Origin of the sequence: Mycolicibacterium sediminis (assembly GCF_010731735.1) — a bacterium.
Classification (GTDB): Bacteria; Actinomycetota; Actinomycetes; order Mycobacteriales; family Mycobacteriaceae; genus Mycobacterium; species Mycobacterium sediminis.
The window spans coordinates 2,267,374-2,288,143 of record NZ_AP022588.1; the positions used below are offsets into that span (position 1 = coordinate 2,267,374).

Genomic DNA, 20,770 nt, shown 5'->3' on the forward strand with positions numbered 1-20,770 from the left:
TTACCACCATATGTTGCCTTATCCCCAAAGTAGACACTTTGACAAATCGCCACTCACCCCCGTTTGCCACTCACCCCGCGCAGGCGTTCGCGACGCCATCATGATTTAGGCAGTTCAAGCTTAGCTCACGGAGTGAGGCCGCCACCAAAATTGGTCTTCCCGCGGTGATCGGTGATGCTGCGTTGGGAGGAAACAAGGGGGTGCGACGTGCAGCAATTCGGACCAGCTCCGAGCCCGCCGAGCGAGGCCGTGTCGGCGTCCTCGCCGTTGACGCCCTGCAGCGTTAGCCCGCTGAGCCGTTCGGCAGTTGCCTAGTTACACATCCCGTTCCCGCATGCCCAAGCCTCTGGGGGCGCGTCGTCGGGCAACGAGAGCGGCGATAGAACATTGCAATCCCACCACGCTTTTCATCAAATCGAAGTAGATCCGGTCTGGAATGGAGCGATGGGGTGATAGGGGGCTTTGTGTCGGTTGAGCCCGGTCCAACGCTGGGTGATGGGGTGAAGTCCCAAAGCCGTGTCGAGGGGCTCCGGTTTAGGCTAGCGCGAGCCGGACATGAATTCGGTACTCACCTGGCTGGGAGTTGCATGCCGATAAGTAAGCGTCAAGCCGCTCGGCGGCCGCCTCCACTCAATCAGGTGGTACGCAAACAAATGCAGTCCATGCCCCGCCGCGACACGGCGATCGAGCTGGCACTCCGCCGTGAACTGCACAGACTGGGGCTACGATTTCGAGTGAACTTGCGGCCGCTCCCCGGCACCCCCGACATCGCGTTGACTAGAGCCAAGGTAGCCGTGTTCGTCGACGGTTGCTTCTGGCATCGCTGCCCGCACCACGGCACGTCGCCAAAGAATAATTCAGCTTGGTGGGCGTCGAAGCTCGACGCAAATGTTGAGCGTGACCGGCGCAAGGACCGGCAGCTAGCGGATCTCGGGTGGATCTCACTGCATGTCTGGGAGCATGAGGATCCGGCGACTGCTGCCGAGGCGATTCGCAAACTTTGGATGGAACGAACCAGTCCTTCGGCGGGTCAAACCCATAGTGTCAGAGGTTCGTGAGACCCTGGTCGTTAACAATGAGGGGGTATGAAGTGACAAGACGCATTTCATGCGTGACTCCGTCGGCCGCTCGCCTGACGGATTCGCTGAGAGACATCGGCTATGACTTCAGTTCGGCTATCGCCGACCTCGTCGACAACAGCATCACTGCCGAGGCGACTGAGGTCAATGTGGTCATCGAATTCGATGGAGAAGCTTCGCGGGTCTTCATTTCCGACAACGGTCGAGGCATGACCCTTAACGGTTTGACGGAGGCCATGCGATTCGGCAGTAGACGGAGGTACGGGTCTGGTGACCTTGGGCGGTACGGTCTCGGCCTTAAGACAGCGTCGTTGTCGCAGGGTCGTTGCCTAACGGTGGTAACACGAACATCTGCCGGTCGGCGAGTCATTCAAACGAGGCAACTCGATCTCGATCTGATTGCTGAGTTCGACGACTGGCTTATCATCGAGCCGGCTCGTAACGAAATCGTGGAGCGGGCGCGAAACTTACTCGAAGATGGGCCAGGCACCGTAGTCATCTGGGAAAACCTCGATCGGGTGGTCCCGATGAAGAATTCAGCGGGTGGCTGGGCGAGGCGTCGTTTCGAGACTCTGCAACAGAAGGCCGCGGAGCACTTGGCAATGGTGTTTCACAAGTTTCTTAGCGGCGAGGTCGGACAAGGGCCTCTGGTGATCACAGTCAACGGGCAGAAGCTTATTCCCTGGGATCCATTTGCCCGGGCGGAGAAGGCCACCCAGGAACTGGTGGAGCAAGTATTCGAGATTGAGCACGGGGACGCGTCCGGGGTGGTAACCCTTCGCCGTTACGTCTTGCCTGGCCGCGATCAGTTCAGCTCTCAAGCAGAGTTCGACCGCATGTCTGGTCCGCTTAAATGGAACCGGCAGCAGGGTCTTTACATCTACCGCGCGGGACGATTGGTGCAGTGGGGCGGATGGGCGGCAGTCCGCAGCATTGACGAGCATACTAAATTGGCGCGAGCCAGCCTCGAGTTCGATACCGACCTCGACGAGGCATTCAACATCAATGTCGCGAAGATGAGGGTCACCGTGCCCAGTGAGCTTCGGCAAATGATTGAGCGACCAATCAATGAAATCTGCAGTCTCGCAGATGATCTCTATCGTAAATCGTCGAACTCTAAGGGTGACCGGGATCGTCCGGTGAGCGACAACTTCTCAGCCGGACTGGACGTCGGACTCGCTCTGAAAGCCGCCGCCATGGATGCGGGCGAGATAGGCGCGTTCAAAAAGATCGCTGCAGAACTTCGCAAGAGTGACCCCAAAATCGCGAAGGTCTTAGGTCTCTAATTCGTCTGAAAGAGTGTGGGCAGCAATTCCAGATTCTTCTTGCCCTCCTCGCAGTGAAACCGCAAAGGGCACTCTGGGCACTCAGGATTCTGCGGCCGACACCATCGGTTCGCCAACTCGATGAGACCGAGGTGGGCTCGTCTCGAGTAGTCGCCGAACCCGATCATCCGGGCAACGGCTAGGCGCCCGTCGGTGAGCCGATTCTTACGATCCACTTCGTTCCCTTGGAATCGACTCGCCACCCGCAGAACTCCCTTGGTGACCAGAACGGGCTCTTCAGCCCCGGCATCGGGCGCCTCCGACGAGACGGTCGGAGTCGTGAGGACCGCGAGATCGGTTACGGAGTCTGCCAATCCGAACGTATGTCGCAGCTCGTCTGCCGATCCGTCAAGCGCCTGCTGTGCACCGCCCGCTTGGAGCGCCAACGCGAGAACGCGCTCAGCCCGCTGTTCGCGTCCGGTGTTCTCAATGAAGAGCTGGAGACCCTCCTCGAACACCCTTCGCTGCGCGGCCGACAGCTTCCAGGGTTCGCCATTCTCGAGCAGCAATTTCCACACGCGTTTAATCAAGGACGTCGGAGCTCTGTCAAGCAGTTCTTCTGACGCGATCACCGACCACCGCGTCGGCGGCTCATCCTCCACCCAGCGAAGCCACGGGAGCGCACGCACGTGCTCACTGTGTTGCATCCAATCATTGAGTAGCTGCCCGATGTCGCGGGTGGACGGCCCCGCGTCTTCGGCGGCGTCCAGTGACTCCATGATTGCCCTGCCCATGACGTGACCAATTTTCGGTGGCACTGCGTTGCCGATCTGCCGGAACGCAGCTGACGGCGGACCATCGAATCGAAAATAGTCTGGGAAGGTCTGTAGGCGCGCTGCCTCACGGACCGTAATCGTGCGTGCCTGCCGCGGATGGATGTACCAGTAGCCATCTTTCGCGATGTGCGCCGTGATCGTTCGGGAGAAGTCGTTCTCGTTCAGCCGGTTGTACTTGTCGTCGAATATGTCACCGCGGTACCGCTGATGTTCCTGGCTGAGATCGGTATACTTCGTCGCATGTGTCATTGATTCGAACGCTTCTCGGTCATCTTCGCGGACTGGTCGCGTGATGTGGTCGAAGACTTTATTTGCGTCAGCCGTCGGAACTCCTTTACGCATCTCCCGCTGAAAGTTGGTGTCCGGTCCTGAATATTCGGTCCAGCCGTTTTCGCCGCCTTCAGGCCGCCATCCACCTACCACTTCTGGAAGGTCTCCAATTGCGTTCCAGACGGTGACCTTGTTCTTGGTTTCTTCAGGCCATTTAAATCGAGTGTTGTCTTGCAGGGCAACGAGAATGAGGCGCTGACGAAACTGGGGTACGCCGTAGCGCCAAGTATCGACGACACCTTCCTCGACGGAGTAGCCCATTTGCTCAAGTTCTTCCACAATGCTGCGCAGGATGAACATCTCACGGTCGAGCGCCATGTCCGGCACGTTCTCCATCAAAACGGCACGGGGACGTGCAATGTCAATGATCTCGAGGAACGACCGCCACAGGTCGCGGCGCTGGTCGTGCGGGTCGCGTAGGCCTGACTGAACGCGGTACCTGATCATCGAACGACCCGCCTTGGAGAACGGCTGGCAGGGGGGCCCGCCTGCGATCAGATCGATTTGCGCGTCGCGGACAAGTCCGCCGACCTGTGCGACCACTGCAGGATCGGAGAGGTCCCAGTCCAAGGACATACCGCCGAAATGATGCGCGTGGGTCCGGTTGGCGAACGGTTCGTGGTCGGCTCCCAAGACGACCTTGAAACCAGCCTGCTCCAGCCCGTGGCTGAGCCCTCCCGCACCGCTGAAGAAATCCGCGGCGAGAGGAGCGTTGGTGGTCGCCCGCACTGATCTTGCATAGTCCAAGAAGGCGTCGGCATCGTCGAGGTGCTCCTTGTGGGGAGGCAGCTTGAGAAAGGGACCTCGGACGAGGCGCACACCGTAGCTGTTCTTCTTGCGGTTCTCCGGTGCCGGCACGTAAGTAACGATAACTGGGTGGTGCGACAGCAGCTCACGATGGACACGACAGCGCCCTTCTGATCGAGTACCCCGAGCTGGTGGTGGCGTCACGTTCTCCTGGCTTCTGGCGTGCTAGTGCTGCCCTCGCACAAAAGTTGGACCTCGTGGCCATGTCCTGCGACCGCTCTCGCTGAGCTTCACCGCGTGCGCACTGCCTTAAACTGCGGATTACTAGGGTCCGGTCAATCGGGCTGGTCGTCCAGGCCAGCCCGACGACCTTTGGCATGAGACGTGATAGCACTACTGTCCACGAGCAAACTGGCGGCTCCCGGTAGACCCGCTGCTGCCACCGCTCGCGGGTAGTCATTGCACGTGGTGTGTCTCTCGCACGCGGTGTTCTTGACCAAGGCCGAGCATCACTCGCATGCGTCGGAACATGAGCGAACGGCAACCGCGCATCCCGGTGCGGTCGCTCACCGCGAAGGTCTGCGTCAGCGACCTGTGGGTCTCCCGGGAACTGGAGGCAGAGCACCCAGACGATGACTGATCAGCGCGTCGTCGAGACGGCACCGACTGGACGAAAACCGCGATGCTTTGAACTGACCCGTCCCGCCCGCCAGGCACCCGCATGCCACCTTGGGCGTCACGCCGCTGTCGGGCAACGGATCGGTGACTTGGCGTCAGAAACCGACGCGGACGGATACTCGAATCTCCGCGTCCGGTGTGCTCACCCATCGTCCTGCCACCCTCGGACCCGTCGACCCGTCAGGGCCGCCAGCTAACCTCTTGACATGGGGGTTGACGTGATGGTCGGGGCGGATTGCAACGTTGCTGGCTGCGACCCGGGCCGGGTCGCAGGAGTGTTCGGACAGCTGGCCCTTGACGTCCACCGGCTGTTGAGGCTGAATCGGTCGGTTGCAAAGGTGGGGGCGGCGCCCGTGCTGAAGGCTACACGCGGCCCCGAGTCGCCGCGCACAGGGCCCAGGACGTGGAAACTGGACATCAGTCACAGCGGGTACCACTGCACGTCTTCGACGGTAAAGGGGTACCGATGCGGGAACGCCTGATCACGCCGTCGAAGATCACCGCGTGGCTCGACTGCCCCCATTACCTGACGCTTCGTAACCGCGTAGATGACGGTAACCTAGCTGAACCGGATCCGACGTTCGGGTCGTTTGCAGAGCTGCTGCGCAAGAAGGGCGAAGCCCACGAGCAGGACTGCCTCCTTGAATACAAGCGCCTCGGCAAGAAAGTGTTCTCGGTGCCGGAGCGGCGACTCGGTGAGACCTTCTTAGCGTGGGTGTACCGCGTGGGGAACCCGATGGCCGATGGTTGGGACGTGGTCTATCAGATGCCGTTCATCAACGACGGGGTGCGCGGGATTGCGGACTTCCTAGAGCGCGTTCAGGACGACGACGGGACCGTGTCCTGGGAACCGGTCGATGCGAAGTTGACCCGCGCCGATGCGAAGCCGGGGCACGTCCTGCAACTGTGCTTCTACGCCGACGCCATCACCGCCCTCACCGGGGTCGATCCCCCCGACATGCACGTCCTGCTGGGATCGGGTCAGCGGGAGAGTTTGCGGGTCAACGAGTTCCGACCCTACTGGCGGCGGCTGAGGACTCAACTCGCCGCGGCCGTGGGCGCCGGGCCGGATGCCTCTACGACACCGAAACCGTGTGCGCACTGCGACTTCTGCGAATTCTCTGCGCGGTGCGACTCGCAGTGGAGGGAGGAGGATTCATTGGTCTACGTCCCCGGCATCCGCGAACCCGAACGCGTCGCGCTGGCAGACAGCGGCGTCAACACGCTGGCGCTGTTGGGCCGCCTCCGCGCCGACCTCAGCGGAATTCGGCCCGAGCGTCTGCATTGGTTGGTCCGGCAGGCGGGTCTGCAGGTCGCGGCCCAGTTAGACCCCGACGCGCCGCCGCCGTTCACGATGATCGAATCCACCCACGACCCGGATCACGAGCGCGGTTACGGACTGCTTCCGAGGCCCGACGTCGGCGACGTGTTCCTCGACTTTGAAGGGCACCCGTTCTGGCGGGCTGACACGGGCCTTTTCTTCCTCTTCGGACTCATCGAGTCAGATCAGGATGGCCAGTGGGCGTACCGGGCCTGGTGGGCGCACGACTTGGCCGGGGAAGCCGCTGCGGTCACCGCACTCGTCGACTACTTCACGCACCGCCTTACCCGCCATCCTGACATGCACGTCTATCACTACAACCACACCGAGCGATCCGCCCTGCAGAGCCTGACCCGAGTCCGCGGCGTCGCCGAAGCTGACCTGGGGCGACTGGTGGAAGCCGACCTGTTCGTGGACCTGCTTCAGGTGGCCCGCAACGCCATTCAAGTCGGCACTGAATCCTACGGTTTGAAGTATCTCGAGAAACTGACCGGCTACGAGCGCAGCCACGACATCGACGAGGGCGCCGGCGCGGTCGTCCGGTACGAGACGTTCATGACCGACCACGACCAGTCCGACCTAGACGCGATCGCCGCATACAACGAGGACGACGTCCGCGCTACTAGGGCATTTCGCGATTGGCTGATCACCCAGCGGCCCCCGGAGATGCCGTGGCCGACACCGCGCGAGGAACCCAGCCCGATCATCACAGAGATCAGTCAGCAGATCGCGCACTGGCACGCCCACCCCGAGGGCACCCCCGAACATCTGCTCGGTGACCTGCTCGGTTACTGGACTGCGGAGTGGTGGGCCTACCTCATGCCGAAACTGGTTCAGGCCCAACAGGACACCGCCGACCTGCTTGAGGACCGCGAGGCGATCACCGGTCTCCGCGAGGTCGGATTGCGCCCACGTATCGGCGCCAAGGGCAACGAGCTTTCCGATCCCGCGCTGTGTTTCACCTTCCCGCCCCAACGGGTCGACGGCTTCCGCCACGGCGACGAGACCGTCCTGTACCTGCTGCCCAACGGTTCGTGGCACCGCGCGAAGATCGACCGCCTCGAAGGCGACGCCGGCGAACTGGACCTGCAGTGGGGTCTTAAGAATCAGACCCTGGGGCACCGGCCCACTTCGGTGGTCTTGCACAGCTGGATACCCACCGAAACCAAACGACTCGCGTTGTCCGACTTCGCCACTCGGCTGTCGGAGGGCCGCGGCGTCAACCCCGTCACCGAGGCGCTTCTCGCACGCCGCCTACCCCGATTCCTCCCCGGCGGGGGACCACCCGCCGGGGTCTTTTCCGACGATGTCGACAACATGGTCGGGTGGGCGGGTCAACTCGCCCGCGGTTACGTCGCGGTGCAGGGACCGCCCGGTACCGGCAAGACTTACCGGGCCGCCCGCATGATCCACGCCCTGGTGACCTCGGGTCGACGTGTCGGGGTCACCGCGTTCAGTCACCGCGCCATCGAGAACCTCCTGTTCGAAGTCGTGAACGTGTTCCAGGAGAAGGGCGATTTCGACCAGCTCCGCGGACTACGCAGCCACCCCCCGTCCGCGCGGAAGGTCCCCGGCATGCGCAGGGGCGACGCCGCCGACGCCGCCAAGCCGAGGTTCAATCTGCTCGCCGGGACGCCGTGGCTGTTCTCCAACGAGAAGATGCGCGACGCCCCGGTAGACGTCCTGCTCATCGACGAGGCCGGCCAACTCGCACTGGCCGACGCCTTGGCCGCGTCCACGTCAGCCCTAAATGTCATCCTGCTCGGGGACCCCCTTCAACTGCCTCAGGTGATGCAAGCGGTCCACCCCGGTGGTGGCGGTCGCAGCGTGCTGGAACACGTGCTCGGTGACGCTGTGACCCTGCCCCGGGACCGCGGATCCTTCCTCGCCCAGACCCGCCGCATGCACCCTGACATCTGCGCCTTCATCTCCGCGGAAATCTACGAAGGGAAACTTGATTCCCACCCGAACTGTGGGCGCCAGAACACCGTCGCCGGCACTGGATTGCGGTGGCTGCCGGCCCGACACTACGGAAACGCCACCTCCTCAACCGAGGAGGCCGAACTCATCTTCGCTGAGATCGCCCGCCTCATCGGGACCCCCTGGGTGAACTTCGAAGGACGCGAAAACCCCTTGTTGATCGAGGATTTCATGATCGTCGCGCCCTATAACGACCAGGTACGCACGATCAGAAACCGACTCGACGCAGATCCGCGCACCGCCGGTATCCACGTCGGGACCGTCGACCGGTTCCAAGGCGGCGAAGCGGCTGTCGTTTTCTTCAGCATGGCCACCTCGACCGGGGCGGACATGGTCCGCAGCGCGGACTTCCTGTTCTCCCGGAACCGCCTCAACGTCGCAGTCAGCCGGGCCCGCTGCCTGGCCTACCTCACCTGCACCGAAGATCTACTCAACGCCCGCGCCCGCACCGTTGATGACATGCGACTGGTCGCCACCCTGAACGCGTTCGTGGAATACGCCCAGCGCCCGACGCCGCCCCGTGTCGGTGCCCAATTGTGAAACTGTCTAGCTTCACAAGATGCCGTCGCCAAGCTCCGACTGGACGGCACGCCAACCCCACGATTGCGGGTGGCTCGGATGACGAAGCGGCCAGCATTAGTCGGTGCCCGGCAAGAGCGCCTCTCCACCGATGCGATGATGTCGCCATGTCCTTCGTGAAGTCAGAAATAGCAGGACTCAGCCCAGTGGTGCGGGCCGCGAACGCGCTTTCCGCGCGGTGATGCACCCGCCTTGGTGGCGAGGACTTTGCCCTTTCGGCCGCGGGTCTGTGGCCGCTGCTTGCCCTACTCGCTTCCGCGGCCGACGAGCCAGCCCGAGCCGACCTCACCGCAGCACTCGGGCGGCCGGCCGACTCCGCTCGACAGGACGCGCTCGAACTGCTCGACGTCCTGCGCGCGGGTGTTTCGACCACCGCCGCGTTGGGCATCTGGCGGCGTAAAGGCACACCGCTGCATGATGATTGGACATCTGAGTTACCTGAGGGCGTGATGGGGACATTGCCTGATCAGGCAGCGCTTGATCGGTGGGCAGCAGACGAGACCGGCGGGCTGATCGAGAAGTCTCCGCTCGACATCACGGCCGACACTCTTCTGATGATCGCCTCCGCACTGGCTGCCCGCGTGCGCTGGCGGACACCGTTTGACAGCTACCTGCGAGCCCATGGCTCCGAAGATGGTGATCCAGCCCAGCAATGGCTCCGCCGTACCACCTTCGACCTTGCAACCGCGGCAGTTCTCGACTCCGCGGTGACCCGCGTTGTGGTTGAGGGCGACGGCGACGTCGACGTCCACTTGCTCCTGGGCGACCAACGACCCGGCGAGGTGCTCGCTACCGGACTCCGTGAGCTCTCCGCGAGGCCCATGTCCGTCTGGCCGCCGACCTGGACGGCGGTGGGCCCGGTCCCGCTGTGCGTCTCGGAGGGTGCACAAGACGTGTTGACCCGGTTGGTCGCCGCGGGCTTCGTGGCGGCCGCTGTCACTGCGTTCGATGTGTCCTGCACCGGCCCGCCACCTGAGGAGCGCTACCTGGTCACGGCTGTAGCCGTCGCCTTCGACCACCCGTTCGGCTTCCTTGCGGTGCATCGACCCAGTCGCCTCGCGGTCGTCGCGGGCTGGGTCAACGGCCCATTCCAGCCGGCGCAGGCCTAGGACCGCTAGTCCTCGTCGCATGATGGGCACTTCCCGGTGACCGAAAGCTGATAGCTAGAGCAATTGGGGCACAGTCGCGCGTCCTGCTGCTTCGTGCTGGCGTTTCCGCGCCGCAGGCTTAGGTCGCGGTGTTCTGGATGCGAGACGAGCCAGCCCTGGGTGGCGCTCTTTCGGACCTCGTCCGCACCGGCGCCGATGCGTCGGGCTTCTCCCTCGGTGAAGCCGGTGGTGTAACCCCACCAGATACGCAGCTCGCCAGTTCCGTCGCGCCTGGTCGCCGCGATGTACCGCTTTGACGCGGGCACGTAGCGGTATCTGGAAATGCCCACCTCGGCGGTGAAGCGTTCAGCGAAGGCGCGGTTCTCAGGCGGGAACTGGGCCTTCGACCAAGCCGAGGTGAAGGAGTCGTCGGTGGTTTCCATCGCTGTTAACAATAGGAGACTGTCGCTCGCCGACGGCCTTCTTCGCTCCCCTCGGCTCTGGCTAGTTGCTGTACCTGGTGGCGCTTGGCCCGCCCCGTTCTCCGCCAACTTCTTCGCTGCCGGGTACGGGGGTCGGTATGAGGTCCCTACACAAGGGATCCGGAGTAGTCGCCTCTAGCATCCTGAGCTGTGCGAAGTGGGTATCCTCGCGCAATGCGAGCGCGTCTGGCGGCCTGCTCCTCCTCGGTGGTCATGGACCAGTTGACTGCCCACTTGCTGCATTCCTTACACCAACTTGGTGGTGACATTCGGCTCGCCATTGCGCCGCCGCATCAAACGCAGGAGCAGCGAGAACACCTTTGAAGCGATTGACCTGGGGCCCTCCCGCCAGCGGTACACGACGCTGGCAAGGTTCAGCAGTGACGCCCTCTTGGCGCAACTAGGGGATTGCACTAAGTACCTATTTCCGGGGATCATGAAACGATTGCGCCACTGAAAATAACGATCACCACTCCAGTCAGTAGCGGCAGAACTAATGTGTGACAAATGTAGTGCCGGATTTGAACCGTCATTGCACACATCGGGGGGAGAACATCCGTGCCGGAAACGCATCAAGAGCGCAAGAGGACCAAGAGCAAGCGCAGGCGTGCTGCCGAGGAGGGGGCTGCAAAGAACATGCGCCTTGTCGAACAGGCGAGGCAGGCAGGCACGCTGGCGGAAGTGGACGATGCAACCCTTGCTCGGGTTAGAGCTGCAGGTAAGCGCGACCAACCTGCCAGGAAGGGCTCGAGAAAATTGCCTGGTACAGGCAAACGGCGACGAGAGAGTGTCACGCCGGAAGAACCTTTGGTGCCCATTCTCGGTCGGCAGCAACCAATCGACCGCTACGAGTACAAGCCCTCCGCGGCCGACTCTGGAAAGCGACTGCCCACGCGCATTACTTCGATGGTGCACGGTGGTCTGCCGGGTTCAGGCAAGCGGAAGTGAATCTCGGGGAACGGGACTACGGCCTCTGACTGAGCTGTCAACACTACAGCGGCTGTGGTCGCGACCGTCACGAACGACAGCGTGACCTGCCAAGTTGACGGCTAGGCCAGAGACCTCGTTACAACCGCGAGAGACACCGCCAATCTGGTGGCCTTGTGCCACGGCTCGCCCCCGCACAAGGGCCACCCGTTCATCGCTCGATGGCACCACGGTGACTGGGAAACGGTTGGCATGGTCTGGCCCAGTGGGCAAGTCGAGATCAATGACACTTCGCGTCCGGACAGGTACGACCGACTGCGCAGTGGCGCTCGCAAGTCCGCCTACCCGAAGTCGTTTACGTCGTTCGAATCCATTGCCAATGACAACATACCCACGACGCGCATTTGTTGAATCGGTTCGACAAGCCGCAACCATCGCGCAGTTAGGACTAATCACGCCATGCCCGTGACCCCAATGCGGACGCGCGACGTCATCGACAGGCATGTGACGAACGAGGCTTACCGCTGGTGTTCCGCGACGAATCCCGCGACCAATTCGACTGGGACGGTGCCCTCCTAACAATTGACTACACCGCCCGAGGGGCTATTCGAAAGGCGTGCATCAGTGAGCGGATGGGTGAGCGCCCAATCAACGGGACAATTGGCGGAAGGTTCTGTCATACATCCGCACCGGCTTCCTTATCTGATGACGGTGCGCTGGTACTCCCGACCCGAAGGCCCAAAGCACCAACTGGAGTAAGCACCTCAGTTGTGGTCGATGGACAGGAATGACCATCCAAGCCAGCTCAGACTGCGTCCGTGACTCGAGAACGCTGAGGCACTGCTGGTGTCCTCAAGAGTCGGAAGCCCTTGGGCGCTTCGACTCGATGTCGTTCTTCCAGTTGACAAGCGGAGCCTCTGGCACGAAAGGGACCTAGACAACAACGCGTTCCCGCTCGCTCGTCGCCTAGGCGATCCCCAGCTGGTGTCAACTTCGGACCTTGGCTGTAGCGGTGCCGAGGGTCCGCGGCACCACCGTGTGCGACTTCCACAGCGCCAAGGCCCCGCAGGTGAAAGCCAAGGCGAGACAACGACTTGAGGAAGCGGCCGACCGGATGGCATGCGAGTTGTTGAGGATGGCCTGCGACGACAACGTGGCCGATTCGGTCAAGCTTGCTGCGATCCGAGACGCACTGGACCGGGCGGGGCTAGCGGCGAGGACAGCGGTGGCCGTGGAAGTCGGCCCACCCAAGCCCTACGGAGCGATCTTAGAGAGCATTGAAGCAGGATCGCGCGCCGAGTATCGCCGATCGCATGGGAACCCAGACAACTCGACCCCCTTCACAGACAACGCATAATTGAGCATTGTTAGCGCTGCCCGCAGCCGAAGACACGCCAGGTGAGTACGAAACCGTCGGCTACGAAATGAAAAGGAGAATTTCTCGGCCCCGATTCGGCGAACAGGCTGATGACGGAGTTGTGGCTGTTGACTCAGGACGCGGCGACCAAGACGGCCAGCCGCGCCACACGCCCGCGCGTGTGCCTGGTAGGGCGGGCTGCGCGTTAAAACCATCTGACTCATCGCGGGCGGCCGATTTACCTTCGCGGTGGAGACCCGGGGCGCGTATGTCGAGTTGCAAGCGGGAGCTGTGGGCGCCATCAATCTTCGTTGCAGAAATACTTCAGGCGGTGCCTCATATCGAGTATCGGCGGATCGGCACCCAGTCAGGACGTCGCGGTTTCGGCCAGCGACTCCGAATGCGCACTCCATCCGCCATCGACCACGGAGGCGTGCTTGGCGCCGCAACGCGGCGAGCACCATCTACCCGCCGGTATGACCGTTCCCACCGCAGACCTTCCGGACATGCCCGATGCCGAAATTATGCTCAAACGGGCGGGGCTGCAGACATGTTGATCTTTGGTTACCGCAAGTCGGTCGCCTAAGCGCGATAGTTTACCCCGTAGTACACATGCAGCTCCTAGCTTGGTGGCTCGCCCACGCATGGCGTTTCATAGACCTCGCGTACACCGCTATTCGTAGCCTAAATTCCTGGAATGTCACGACCGCAGCGATAACCTCGCGTGCACTTATCGAGAAGGTTGGCTGCGTGTTATATGAGGCGGACCAAATCTCGAAACGGTGGTCGGAATTGAATCAAGCCCCGCTGAGGGTAGGGAACGGCTGACCCAAAATTTGCTTTATACCAAAGTAGTCGACTTCACCTACGCATCAAAGGGTTTCACAGTTGATGGCCCAAAGCCGGCAATCAACGTGTTGACCTACATCCAGAAGTTTGTCAAACGCTACGATGGTCATGAGGATTTGGAACGGTTCTACACGATACTGTCCAATGCGGCACACCGAGCGGTCGGAGCAAAATTAGCGTACTCGAGCGCTTTGGCAGAACATGAAACTGGGGCGTATTCGCGGCGGCTACTTTCGCGTCGACCTCCTGACGCAGGATATTCCACTGATATGGGGTTCAGATTCGCATTCAATGCCGCAAAGGCGATGATCTTGTTTGGGAGCGAGGGTTGGCGTCTGCTGTACCAAGCGCTGGATATGGCTGACGACTTCGGCCTAGCGACGAGATCGGGACTGCTGACTCTCTACCCCTACTGGCGGAAACTAGTGCCTGGGCGCAGGAGCCGTGACACCTGCCCCTGGCGACTGCGGTAAGTGGCGTGCTGCCAAACATCGATGGGGGCAACCAGCTCCGGAAATTCGCTTGAATCCGTGAGTCTCGGATTAGCAGCTAGAGCCGCCGCACATCATCGCCTCGCATCCCCTAATGGGGTTCAGGGACTGCTAGGTAGGGGTTCGCCATACGACGTTGTACCGAAACCTCGACGACGACTCGGTGTGATTAGCTCCGGGCTCTGGATGCAATGTGTGAGTCTTCGGCTCATCGTCTCGAGGCTGTGGATCGCACAGGCTGAGTATGGAGACCGGCGCAATGGTTTCGCCGGAGTGGAGGGACGCGATTGATGGACGACGCTTGTGGCGAGCGGCGGCCACACGACTACTTCGACAGTGTTCCCAATTACCTCGACACTCTTCCCGACTTCAGAAAGCTGGCCCGCGAAATCGGACTGAAGATCGCCGCCACCCAGCCGAATGTCTTAGCGCACAAGGCCGGGTGTTCTGGAAGCTCAACGACGCCGACAGCGGAGCGCTGGCCTGGCTCGCATTCACCCGGCCAGATGCGCGCTCGGCTGGCCCGGCGCAAGGTTTGGAACTGATCCCGTAATTGCAGGTATTCATGGCGAACTGGTTCGTGAGCGTCGACCACACGCTCTTGGCAGATGGCTAGCAGGTCATCGAAAGTGATCTGCTGACCCTTAAACATCTCCGCGACTTGCTCGTAGGTCCCCTGTGTGCTGCAAGAGATTGCTCATGACAAGACATGCCACCCATGATTCCCTCTGCTGCGAACCCGCGACGGCTGATCGTCCTCGGAGGAAAAACGGGGCATACTTTGAGTTCATGAGCGAACCTGCCCCCGAGCGCCTTCTTCCTATTATCCTCACCGTAGATGACGATTCCCCGGTGTCTATGGCCCTCGCCAGGGACCTACGGCGCCGCTACGGCGACAGATTCCGCGTCCTCCGCGCCGAATCGGGACACGATGCTATCAAGGCGCTGCGAGAGTTGGAACTACGCGGCGATACCGTCGCACTTTTGATCGTTGACTACCGGATGCCCCATATGGATGGCGTCGAGTTCCTTGAGCAGGCGATCGAGTTATTTCCCGCCGCACGCCGGATAATGCTGACCGCGTACGCCGATGAACAGATTGCGGCGGACGCCATCAAGCGCGTCAAGCTGGACCATTACTTACTTAAGCCGTGGAACCCGCCCGAGACGGGACTTTACCCTGTAGTTGACACTCTGTTGAGGGGGTGAGGGTAGTCGACCGAACGTTCCTTCCCCAACAGCCTACATCTGGCTCCGAGCCACGCTTGCCAATTTCTCTGATATTTAGCTAACCCTGGCCAAATCACGGTCTGTGTCAAAAACGATGGGTTGATGAGACCGTGACGGCGCTTGCACGGTCTGGCCCGAATCAATGCTGGACCGATCACCTGGCTGTCTTGAAAACCCGTCTCATAACTACTATTCATCTGCCGGACAGCATGAGATTTTGAGACAGGGGCGGCCGTGGCAGTCATCGGTTACGCACGGGTGAGCACCACTGACTAGGACCCACGGCTTCAACTCGACGCACTCAAGAACGTCGCTGCCGCCCGGATTTTCACCGACCACGGCGTGAGCGGGTCGCCCGCTAGTCGCCCACAGCTCGATGCCTGCCTCAACCACCTGCGAAGGCGACATCCTGGCGGTTTGGAAGCTTGACCGCCCTGGGGCGCAACACTCAGCACGTGCTGGCCGTCATTGAGGAGTTAACCTCACGCGGCGTCGGGTTCCGCAGCCTGATCGAGGGACTTCATACCAATGGGCCAATGGGCAAGGCCATGATCACGATCATGGCCGCGTTCGCCTCGTTGGAGCGCGAAACCATGATCGAGCGGACCCGTGCTGGACTCGCGGCAGCCGCTGCTAATGGGCGCAAGGGCGGACGCCCGCGCAAGGTCGGCGATGCGGACGCCGCGAAGGCCCGTAGCCTGCGCGACAAGGGGATCGCGGCCGTCGACATTGCGAAGATGCTGGACGTCTCTCGCGCCACTGTGTATCGCCACCTGTCACCTGTCACCTGTCACCTGTCACCTGTCACCTACCTGTCACCTGTCGCCTGGCGACGATCCGACATCGAAAGTGATCAATAGGGAATGGCTTTGACTGTCTGCGGCAGCAAATCTCCGGGCCGATCCGATTCGAAAAGACAATGAACCAGGCGGACCTTTTGGAACTGCTAGCGCGGAACATGGGCACGGATCGTTTAGAAGCGGCCGCGGCTTTGGGAAACTTTGTCGACACGATCGTCCGAGTCGTGCACGGCGGTGACAGAGTCGGCATCACAGGGTTCGGCGTGTTCGAGCAGCGCCGTCAGACGGTCCGTACAGGGCGCGATCCGCGAACCGGGGAAACCGTCAAGGTCAAGTCCACTACCCCGGTGTTCCGCCCAAGCGCACAACTTAAAGCGCTCATCGCCGGAGTGCAGCGTCCCCAAGCGGTAGGGCGAGCGGCAGGACTTGGTGCGGACCTGTGTGGTGCGAATGAGGCCGCCGCTCCAACCGGGAGAACTCAGGTGCGCCGCTCATCAGACAGCTCTGAGGTGCAGGACAGACTCGATGCCGTCGGGGAGATCAGCCGCCCACGCAGGGTTCATCCTTCAAGACGCCGGACCGCTGCCGAGAACAAAGCCATCGAGAAACAAGCTGTACACCTGGTATGCCGGTACTTTGCAGCCCAGCACTACGTGACCACCGATGTCGGAGCCACGGAGTCCTACGACGTCCGCGCTGTAAGAGCCGGTCAAGTAATCAAGATCGAGGTCAAAGGGACCACCTCCGACGGATCCGAGATCATCCTGACCTACAACGAAGTCGAGCTGCACGAACCCGAGACACAGGCAACGCGCTCGCAGTCGTAAACACATCGGTCTTGATGAGGAAGTTACCACCGCGAGAGGCGGTGAGTTGGTGCTTGTTATGCCTTGGAACGTAGAGCGAGAATGCCTGCGGCCCATAGCGTATCGATACCACATCGGAGATTGACACCGCGCAGTAAACCGTCTGACCGAAGGCTCTTGAGCCTGAGCCCGCCCTTGAAGCCGCCGGCGGTAGACGGGCAAGCGCCTTTCAGGGCAAGCGCCTGTAAGCGAGCGGATCGACGATTCTCCGAGCGGAGCTACACCCGCAACAGAGCCGGATTCGACTGCAGCAGGCTGGCTTTTCGCCGATGGCAAGACTGGGGCTGCTCGCAATGTTCCCACAGCTCGAGCGCGACTACGTCGTCGTACCTGCCTCCGCGAGGCAGAGGTCCCAACGGTTACGTATGTCGCTTGGCGTGCCCGTCATGTCCACCGAGAGGAAGCGAATGGGGTGTCCCTGAATGGTCGAGACCGCGTTGACGGGGTCTCTCCCGTTGGCAACTACGAACAGCAGAACCCCCTCAGCATGGTCGGCTACGTCGTCAGCAGGGCCGGCTTGTGACTTCAGGTAGGCGTAGAGCTGATAGAGGAAGCCGGAGTGGATCGTTGTGTTGTCGGCGTAATTGTTGACCAAGGCGTCCTTGAACTTGACCTCAATCACGATGCGGCGTTGCTTCGTTGGATCCAGCAGGACCACGTCGGTCTTCATGGCGGGGAGGAGGCCGTGGTCGTTGCCGGTTCCGCCGTGCTGCCAGTGCAGTTCGGGATTGTGGACGGTCCATCCGTGAGGTCGCAGCGTGTAGGTGAAGTATCCCTTGACGGCTTTCTCGAAGAGTTTGCGGTATTTGCCTTCGTCGCGTAGTAGCTTGGTGATCGAGCGCGAGCCGTGTTCGTGGAACGGGACGGCCATGTCATTGACTAGGTGTGCTGCGTCGAGCATGCGGCGGTCGTGTGAATCATGATGGCCGAGCCTGTCTTTCGATAGCTCGGGCCGTGACGGCGTTTGAGGGCTGACTCCGAGGCGCTGCATGGTGAACGACGCTGCCGCGCAGCGTCGACTGATCTCTTTGGACTCGACGAGTCGCGCCGCTCGCCTCAATGTCGCTGCAACGAAGCGGTTTCTCGGCGAGTTCACGGTGAGTTCGTCGAAGACGCACGCTATGCGACCCTGGTCCAGCAGGTGTGCGGTGCCGGTACGCAGGTGGTCGATCCGTCCGCGCACGCGGGTCAGATCTGCTGAAGTACTTCGGTAGTGGAAGCTTAGTTGTTGACGCAGGCGGTGCTCGACCTCGGTGACGAGTACGTCCGCGATGGCGCCGATCAGGTCAGCGTCGTGGCTGTCAGCCATGAGTGATTCGCGTTCTGTGGAGCGGAGTCCCGACAGCAGATCGGAGGCGTAGATCAGCAGCAGCCAGAGGCTGCGGATAGGGATCTCGGTCTTTCCCTGGCCGACCGATAGTACCATGTGCGGTGTCAGGCCTTCAATTCGGCGACGGTTTGGTCGGCGTGTTCGCGGTTGTCGAACCAGTATTCACGCAGCAGTGGTGCGATCTCGGAGTCGATGACGCCGTCGAACCAGTCCCGTCCCGAGGATTGGGTCTCGAACGGGGTGAAGAAGCTATGGCCGATCACAAAGTCGGGGCCTAGGGATGGGTCGGTCGCGATTGTGTCGTTGAGCGCATTGATCTTTTGCCGGACCTCCGCGATTAGATCCTGATCCTGTGGCAGTTTCGTCTTCAGATATGTCTCCCACGCTGAAGTGAAGGCCGGCGCCAGGGTTTCGAACGCGAACCGCCGACGTAGGGCGAAGTCCACGAGTGCCAGGGATCGGTCGGCGATGTTCATCGTGCCGAGGATGTAGAGGTTGTCCGGCAACCAGTACTGCTCGGTCCTGCTGCGCGGGTAAGACAGTGTCAGGGCATCGCGTTCGTGTCGCTTTGTTGCCTCGATGAGGGTGAGCATCTCGCCGAATGCCTGCGCTGGATTTCCGCGGTTGATCTCCTCGATGATTAACACGTGGGGAATGTCGGGCTCTTGGCGTGCGCGTTCTGCGTGTTGAATTAGCGGGCCGTCAGTGAGCTTGAGTTTTCCAGACCCTTCGCCGTCGATCGTCGGGCGCCACCCGCGGACGAAGTCCTCGTACGAGGTGTTCGGATGGAACTGAACTGACCTGATCTCACCGTGGGACTGGAATTCGATCAACGCATAGGCGAGACGCTTTGCAAGCCAGGTCTTCCCGGTGCCGGGCGCGCCCTGCAGGATGAGGTTCTTCTTCGCCTTCCAACGGTTGAGCGCCTGCTGCAGTCGCGCGGGATCGTGGAAGGATCCGTCGCTGATGATGTCGGCAACCCCGTAGAAGATCGCAACCCGCTCGCTGTGCCCGGCTAGGCCAGAGTCTTCGACGTCGACCTTGTCATCCTCGATCTTCACTTCCAACCAGCGTGAGCGCCAAGGTTCGCTGTAGTAGTCGACGGGGCCGCCGACCTCATGGATGACGGAGTTGTCGATACGGCGCAGATCGACATCCACGTCGTCGGTGGGGCCGCCGGCGAGGTACTTCCCTGACAGACTGTCGCGCAGAAGTCGTCGCTGATTGGGGTTGACCATCGGGAGGAAGAATTGTGGGTGGAACAGGTAGAGAAGGGCATATCTCTGGGCGGGTTCAGGATGCCCTGGTGCATCCTGGACGATCCGCCGCATCTCCAGTGGTTTGATCGCAGCCTTCTGCCGGGTCTGCAGATCCTGCTGCTTGAAGTACTCGGCAAATTCAATGAGGAACGAGATTTGTGCCCACCGGCGCAGGCTAAATGCGGGTCCGCCGTTGAACATCGCGTACGCGAGCGCCTCTATGATCTTCGGCGGTATCGCTACGGGAGTGTCGAGTGGTGCAAGCACTCCCTCTATGTAGCTAATCTTGGTGGCCTGCTTGAAGTTGCTGACCGGGAGGACGTTCAGAAGGAACACCTCGGCGAAGAGTTGCCTCGCTGCGTCCGAAACGTCGATGAGCAGGGTCGCAACGACGTCGTTGAAAGACGCCCCAGGCGTGTTGGCGCCGTCAACGTAGGCCGTGTGCAGTTCCGCGAGGTTCCCGGTCGTCCAGATCGAATCGCTTGTGAGCACCGCGCCGTCACCGACTAGGCAATCCTCCAGGATCGAGCGGGAGACACCTTCGATGATGGGGGCATCCGGACGCGCAAGCGTGAGGAAACCGTCGACGCGGGCGAAGTCAGCAGAATCCGAGTTTGCCTTCCAGACGGCTGCCTCATCCGTCGAGGCGGCATCAGGACCAGCGCCGTGGCCGGTTCCAAAAACAAGGTGTTCCTGTTGGGTCGCCTGCCTACCGTGTTCTGTAACACGCCACCTGCTGTGAGCGATCCGCTCTACCAGACCTCTGTTCTTCAGTTCGGTGATGGCCCATTTGAGTTCGTAGAACAGCTTCGACGTGCCGCCACTATGGGCCTCCGACACCGCCTCAGGGCTGTAGTTCTCGCGGGCGAGTACTGCCTTTTCTATTTCTCGCGGGCTCGCCGCATCGTCTACCAACTTCATTGCCCGGAGCACAGGCCACATGAGTTCGTACCTGCTCGGCGCCTCGTCAACCAAAGGAAAAACTACCTCTCTCTTCAAACGAGTAGTGAGACTGGAGATCCATTGTCGATGTCTTCGAACCCGAAGGCCAGCAGCCCCTCAAGGTACCCACGGAGAGCCGATCTGTGCCATCCGCCACATTGCCAAGCCCGCACGCCCGATGGCAAGGCCTAGCTCTACCGGTTGAGAACTCAACGACCGGAGACGATTGTCGTGAGTCGCTCTTGTCGAGTGATCGGTTGATCTGGTCGCGCACTGCCCGCCGTCAGCGTCGGCCTCGACGGGTCGTAGCTCCGTCACCTCAGTCGTGATGGAC

12 protein-coding genes, 1 pseudogene and 1 riboswitch are annotated in these 20,770 nt (G+C 61.4%); of the genes and pseudogenes, 9 read left to right on the plus strand and 4 right to left on the minus strand.

Features of this window, described 5'->3' with window-relative positions:
* The first annotated feature begins 653 nt into the window (after positions 1–653).
* Together G6N64_RS10880 and G6N64_RS10885 are read left to right on the plus strand one after the other, a co-directional pair.
* Positions 654–1,058, plus strand: coding sequence for a very short patch repair endonuclease (locus G6N64_RS10880; protein ID WP_163801594.1), 405 nt, complete (start codon positions 654–656; stop codon positions 1,056–1,058).
* 53 nt (positions 1,059–1,111) lie between these two features.
* Positions 1,112–2,365, plus strand: coding sequence for an ATP-binding protein (locus G6N64_RS10885; protein WP_246231093.1), 1,254 nt, complete (start codon positions 1,112–1,114; stop codon positions 2,363–2,365).
* Here G6N64_RS10885 and G6N64_RS10890 read toward each other — a convergent pair.
* Positions 2,362–4,368, minus strand: a complete 2,007-nt coding sequence (locus G6N64_RS10890) for a DNA cytosine methyltransferase (protein WP_163796899.1) — start codon at positions 4,366–4,368, stop codon at positions 2,362–2,364. The two genes, G6N64_RS10885 and G6N64_RS10890, sit on opposite strands and share 4 nt — an antisense overlap.
* Before the next feature lie 1,033 nt (positions 4,369–5,401).
* On the opposite strand from G6N64_RS10890, the gene G6N64_RS10895 reads away from it, so the two are divergent.
* Positions 5,402–8,776 (plus strand): TM0106 family RecB-like putative nuclease, encoded by a 3,375-nt coding sequence (locus tag G6N64_RS10895; protein WP_163796900.1) that lies wholly within the window; start codon positions 5,402–5,404, stop codon positions 8,774–8,776.
* Between the two features lie 10 nt (positions 8,777–8,786).
* A riboswitch (SAM riboswitch) is annotated at positions 8,787–8,899 on the plus strand.
* A 296-nt stretch (positions 8,900–9,195) separates the two neighbouring features.
* A complete protein-coding gene (locus tag G6N64_RS10900) occupies positions 9,196–9,924 on the plus strand; it encodes a hypothetical protein (RefSeq protein ID WP_308206587.1) in 729 nt (242 codons plus the stop codon).
* Positions 9,925–9,929: 5 nt separating this feature from the next.
* On the opposite strand, the gene G6N64_RS10905 is transcribed toward G6N64_RS10900, so the two are convergent.
* Positions 9,930–10,346, minus strand: coding sequence for a hypothetical protein (locus G6N64_RS10905; RefSeq protein ID WP_163796901.1), 417 nt, complete (start codon positions 10,344–10,346; stop codon positions 9,930–9,932).
* Positions 10,347–14,296: 3,950 nt separating this feature from the next.
* On the opposite strand from G6N64_RS10905, the gene G6N64_RS10910 reads away from it, so the two are divergent.
* From G6N64_RS10910 to G6N64_RS30690, 5 genes and pseudogenes are all read left to right on the plus strand, one after another.
* Complete coding sequence (locus G6N64_RS10910) at positions 14,297–14,554, plus strand: hypothetical protein (protein WP_163796902.1); 258 nt, start codon at positions 14,297–14,299, stop codon at positions 14,552–14,554.
* 244 nt (positions 14,555–14,798) lie between these two features.
* Positions 14,799–15,209 (plus strand): annotated as a pseudogene (locus G6N64_RS10915) (response regulator); the annotation flags it as partial.
* Between the two features lie 354 nt (positions 15,210–15,563).
* On the plus strand, positions 15,564–15,668 hold the full coding sequence (locus G6N64_RS30490) for a recombinase family protein (protein ID WP_264002286.1): 105 nt from the start codon (positions 15,564–15,566) through the stop codon (positions 15,666–15,668).
* A gap of 26 nt (positions 15,669–15,694) precedes the next feature.
* Positions 15,695–16,099 carry a recombinase family protein gene (locus G6N64_RS30230; protein WP_264002247.1) on the plus strand — a complete coding sequence of 135 codons (405 nt, stop codon included), beginning with the start codon at positions 15,695–15,697 and terminating at the stop codon, positions 16,097–16,099.
* Between the two features lie 59 nt (positions 16,100–16,158).
* Positions 16,159–16,866: an HU family DNA-binding protein gene (locus G6N64_RS30690; RefSeq protein WP_163796904.1), complete on the plus strand. Its 708-nt coding sequence runs from the start codon at positions 16,159–16,161 to the stop codon at positions 16,864–16,866.
* 355 nt (positions 16,867–17,221) lie between these two features.
* On the opposite strand, the gene G6N64_RS10930 is transcribed toward G6N64_RS30690, so the two are convergent.
* Entirely contained in the window at positions 17,222–18,331 is a 1,110-nt protein-coding gene (locus G6N64_RS10930; protein ID WP_163796905.1) for a 5-methylcytosine restriction system specificity protein McrC, read from the minus strand.
* A gap of 8 nt (positions 18,332–18,339) precedes the next feature.
* Positions 18,340–20,436 (minus strand): AAA family ATPase, encoded by a 2,097-nt coding sequence (locus tag G6N64_RS10935; protein ID WP_264002284.1) that lies wholly within the window; start codon positions 20,434–20,436, stop codon positions 18,340–18,342.
* Positions 20,437–20,770: the final 334 nt, after the last annotated feature.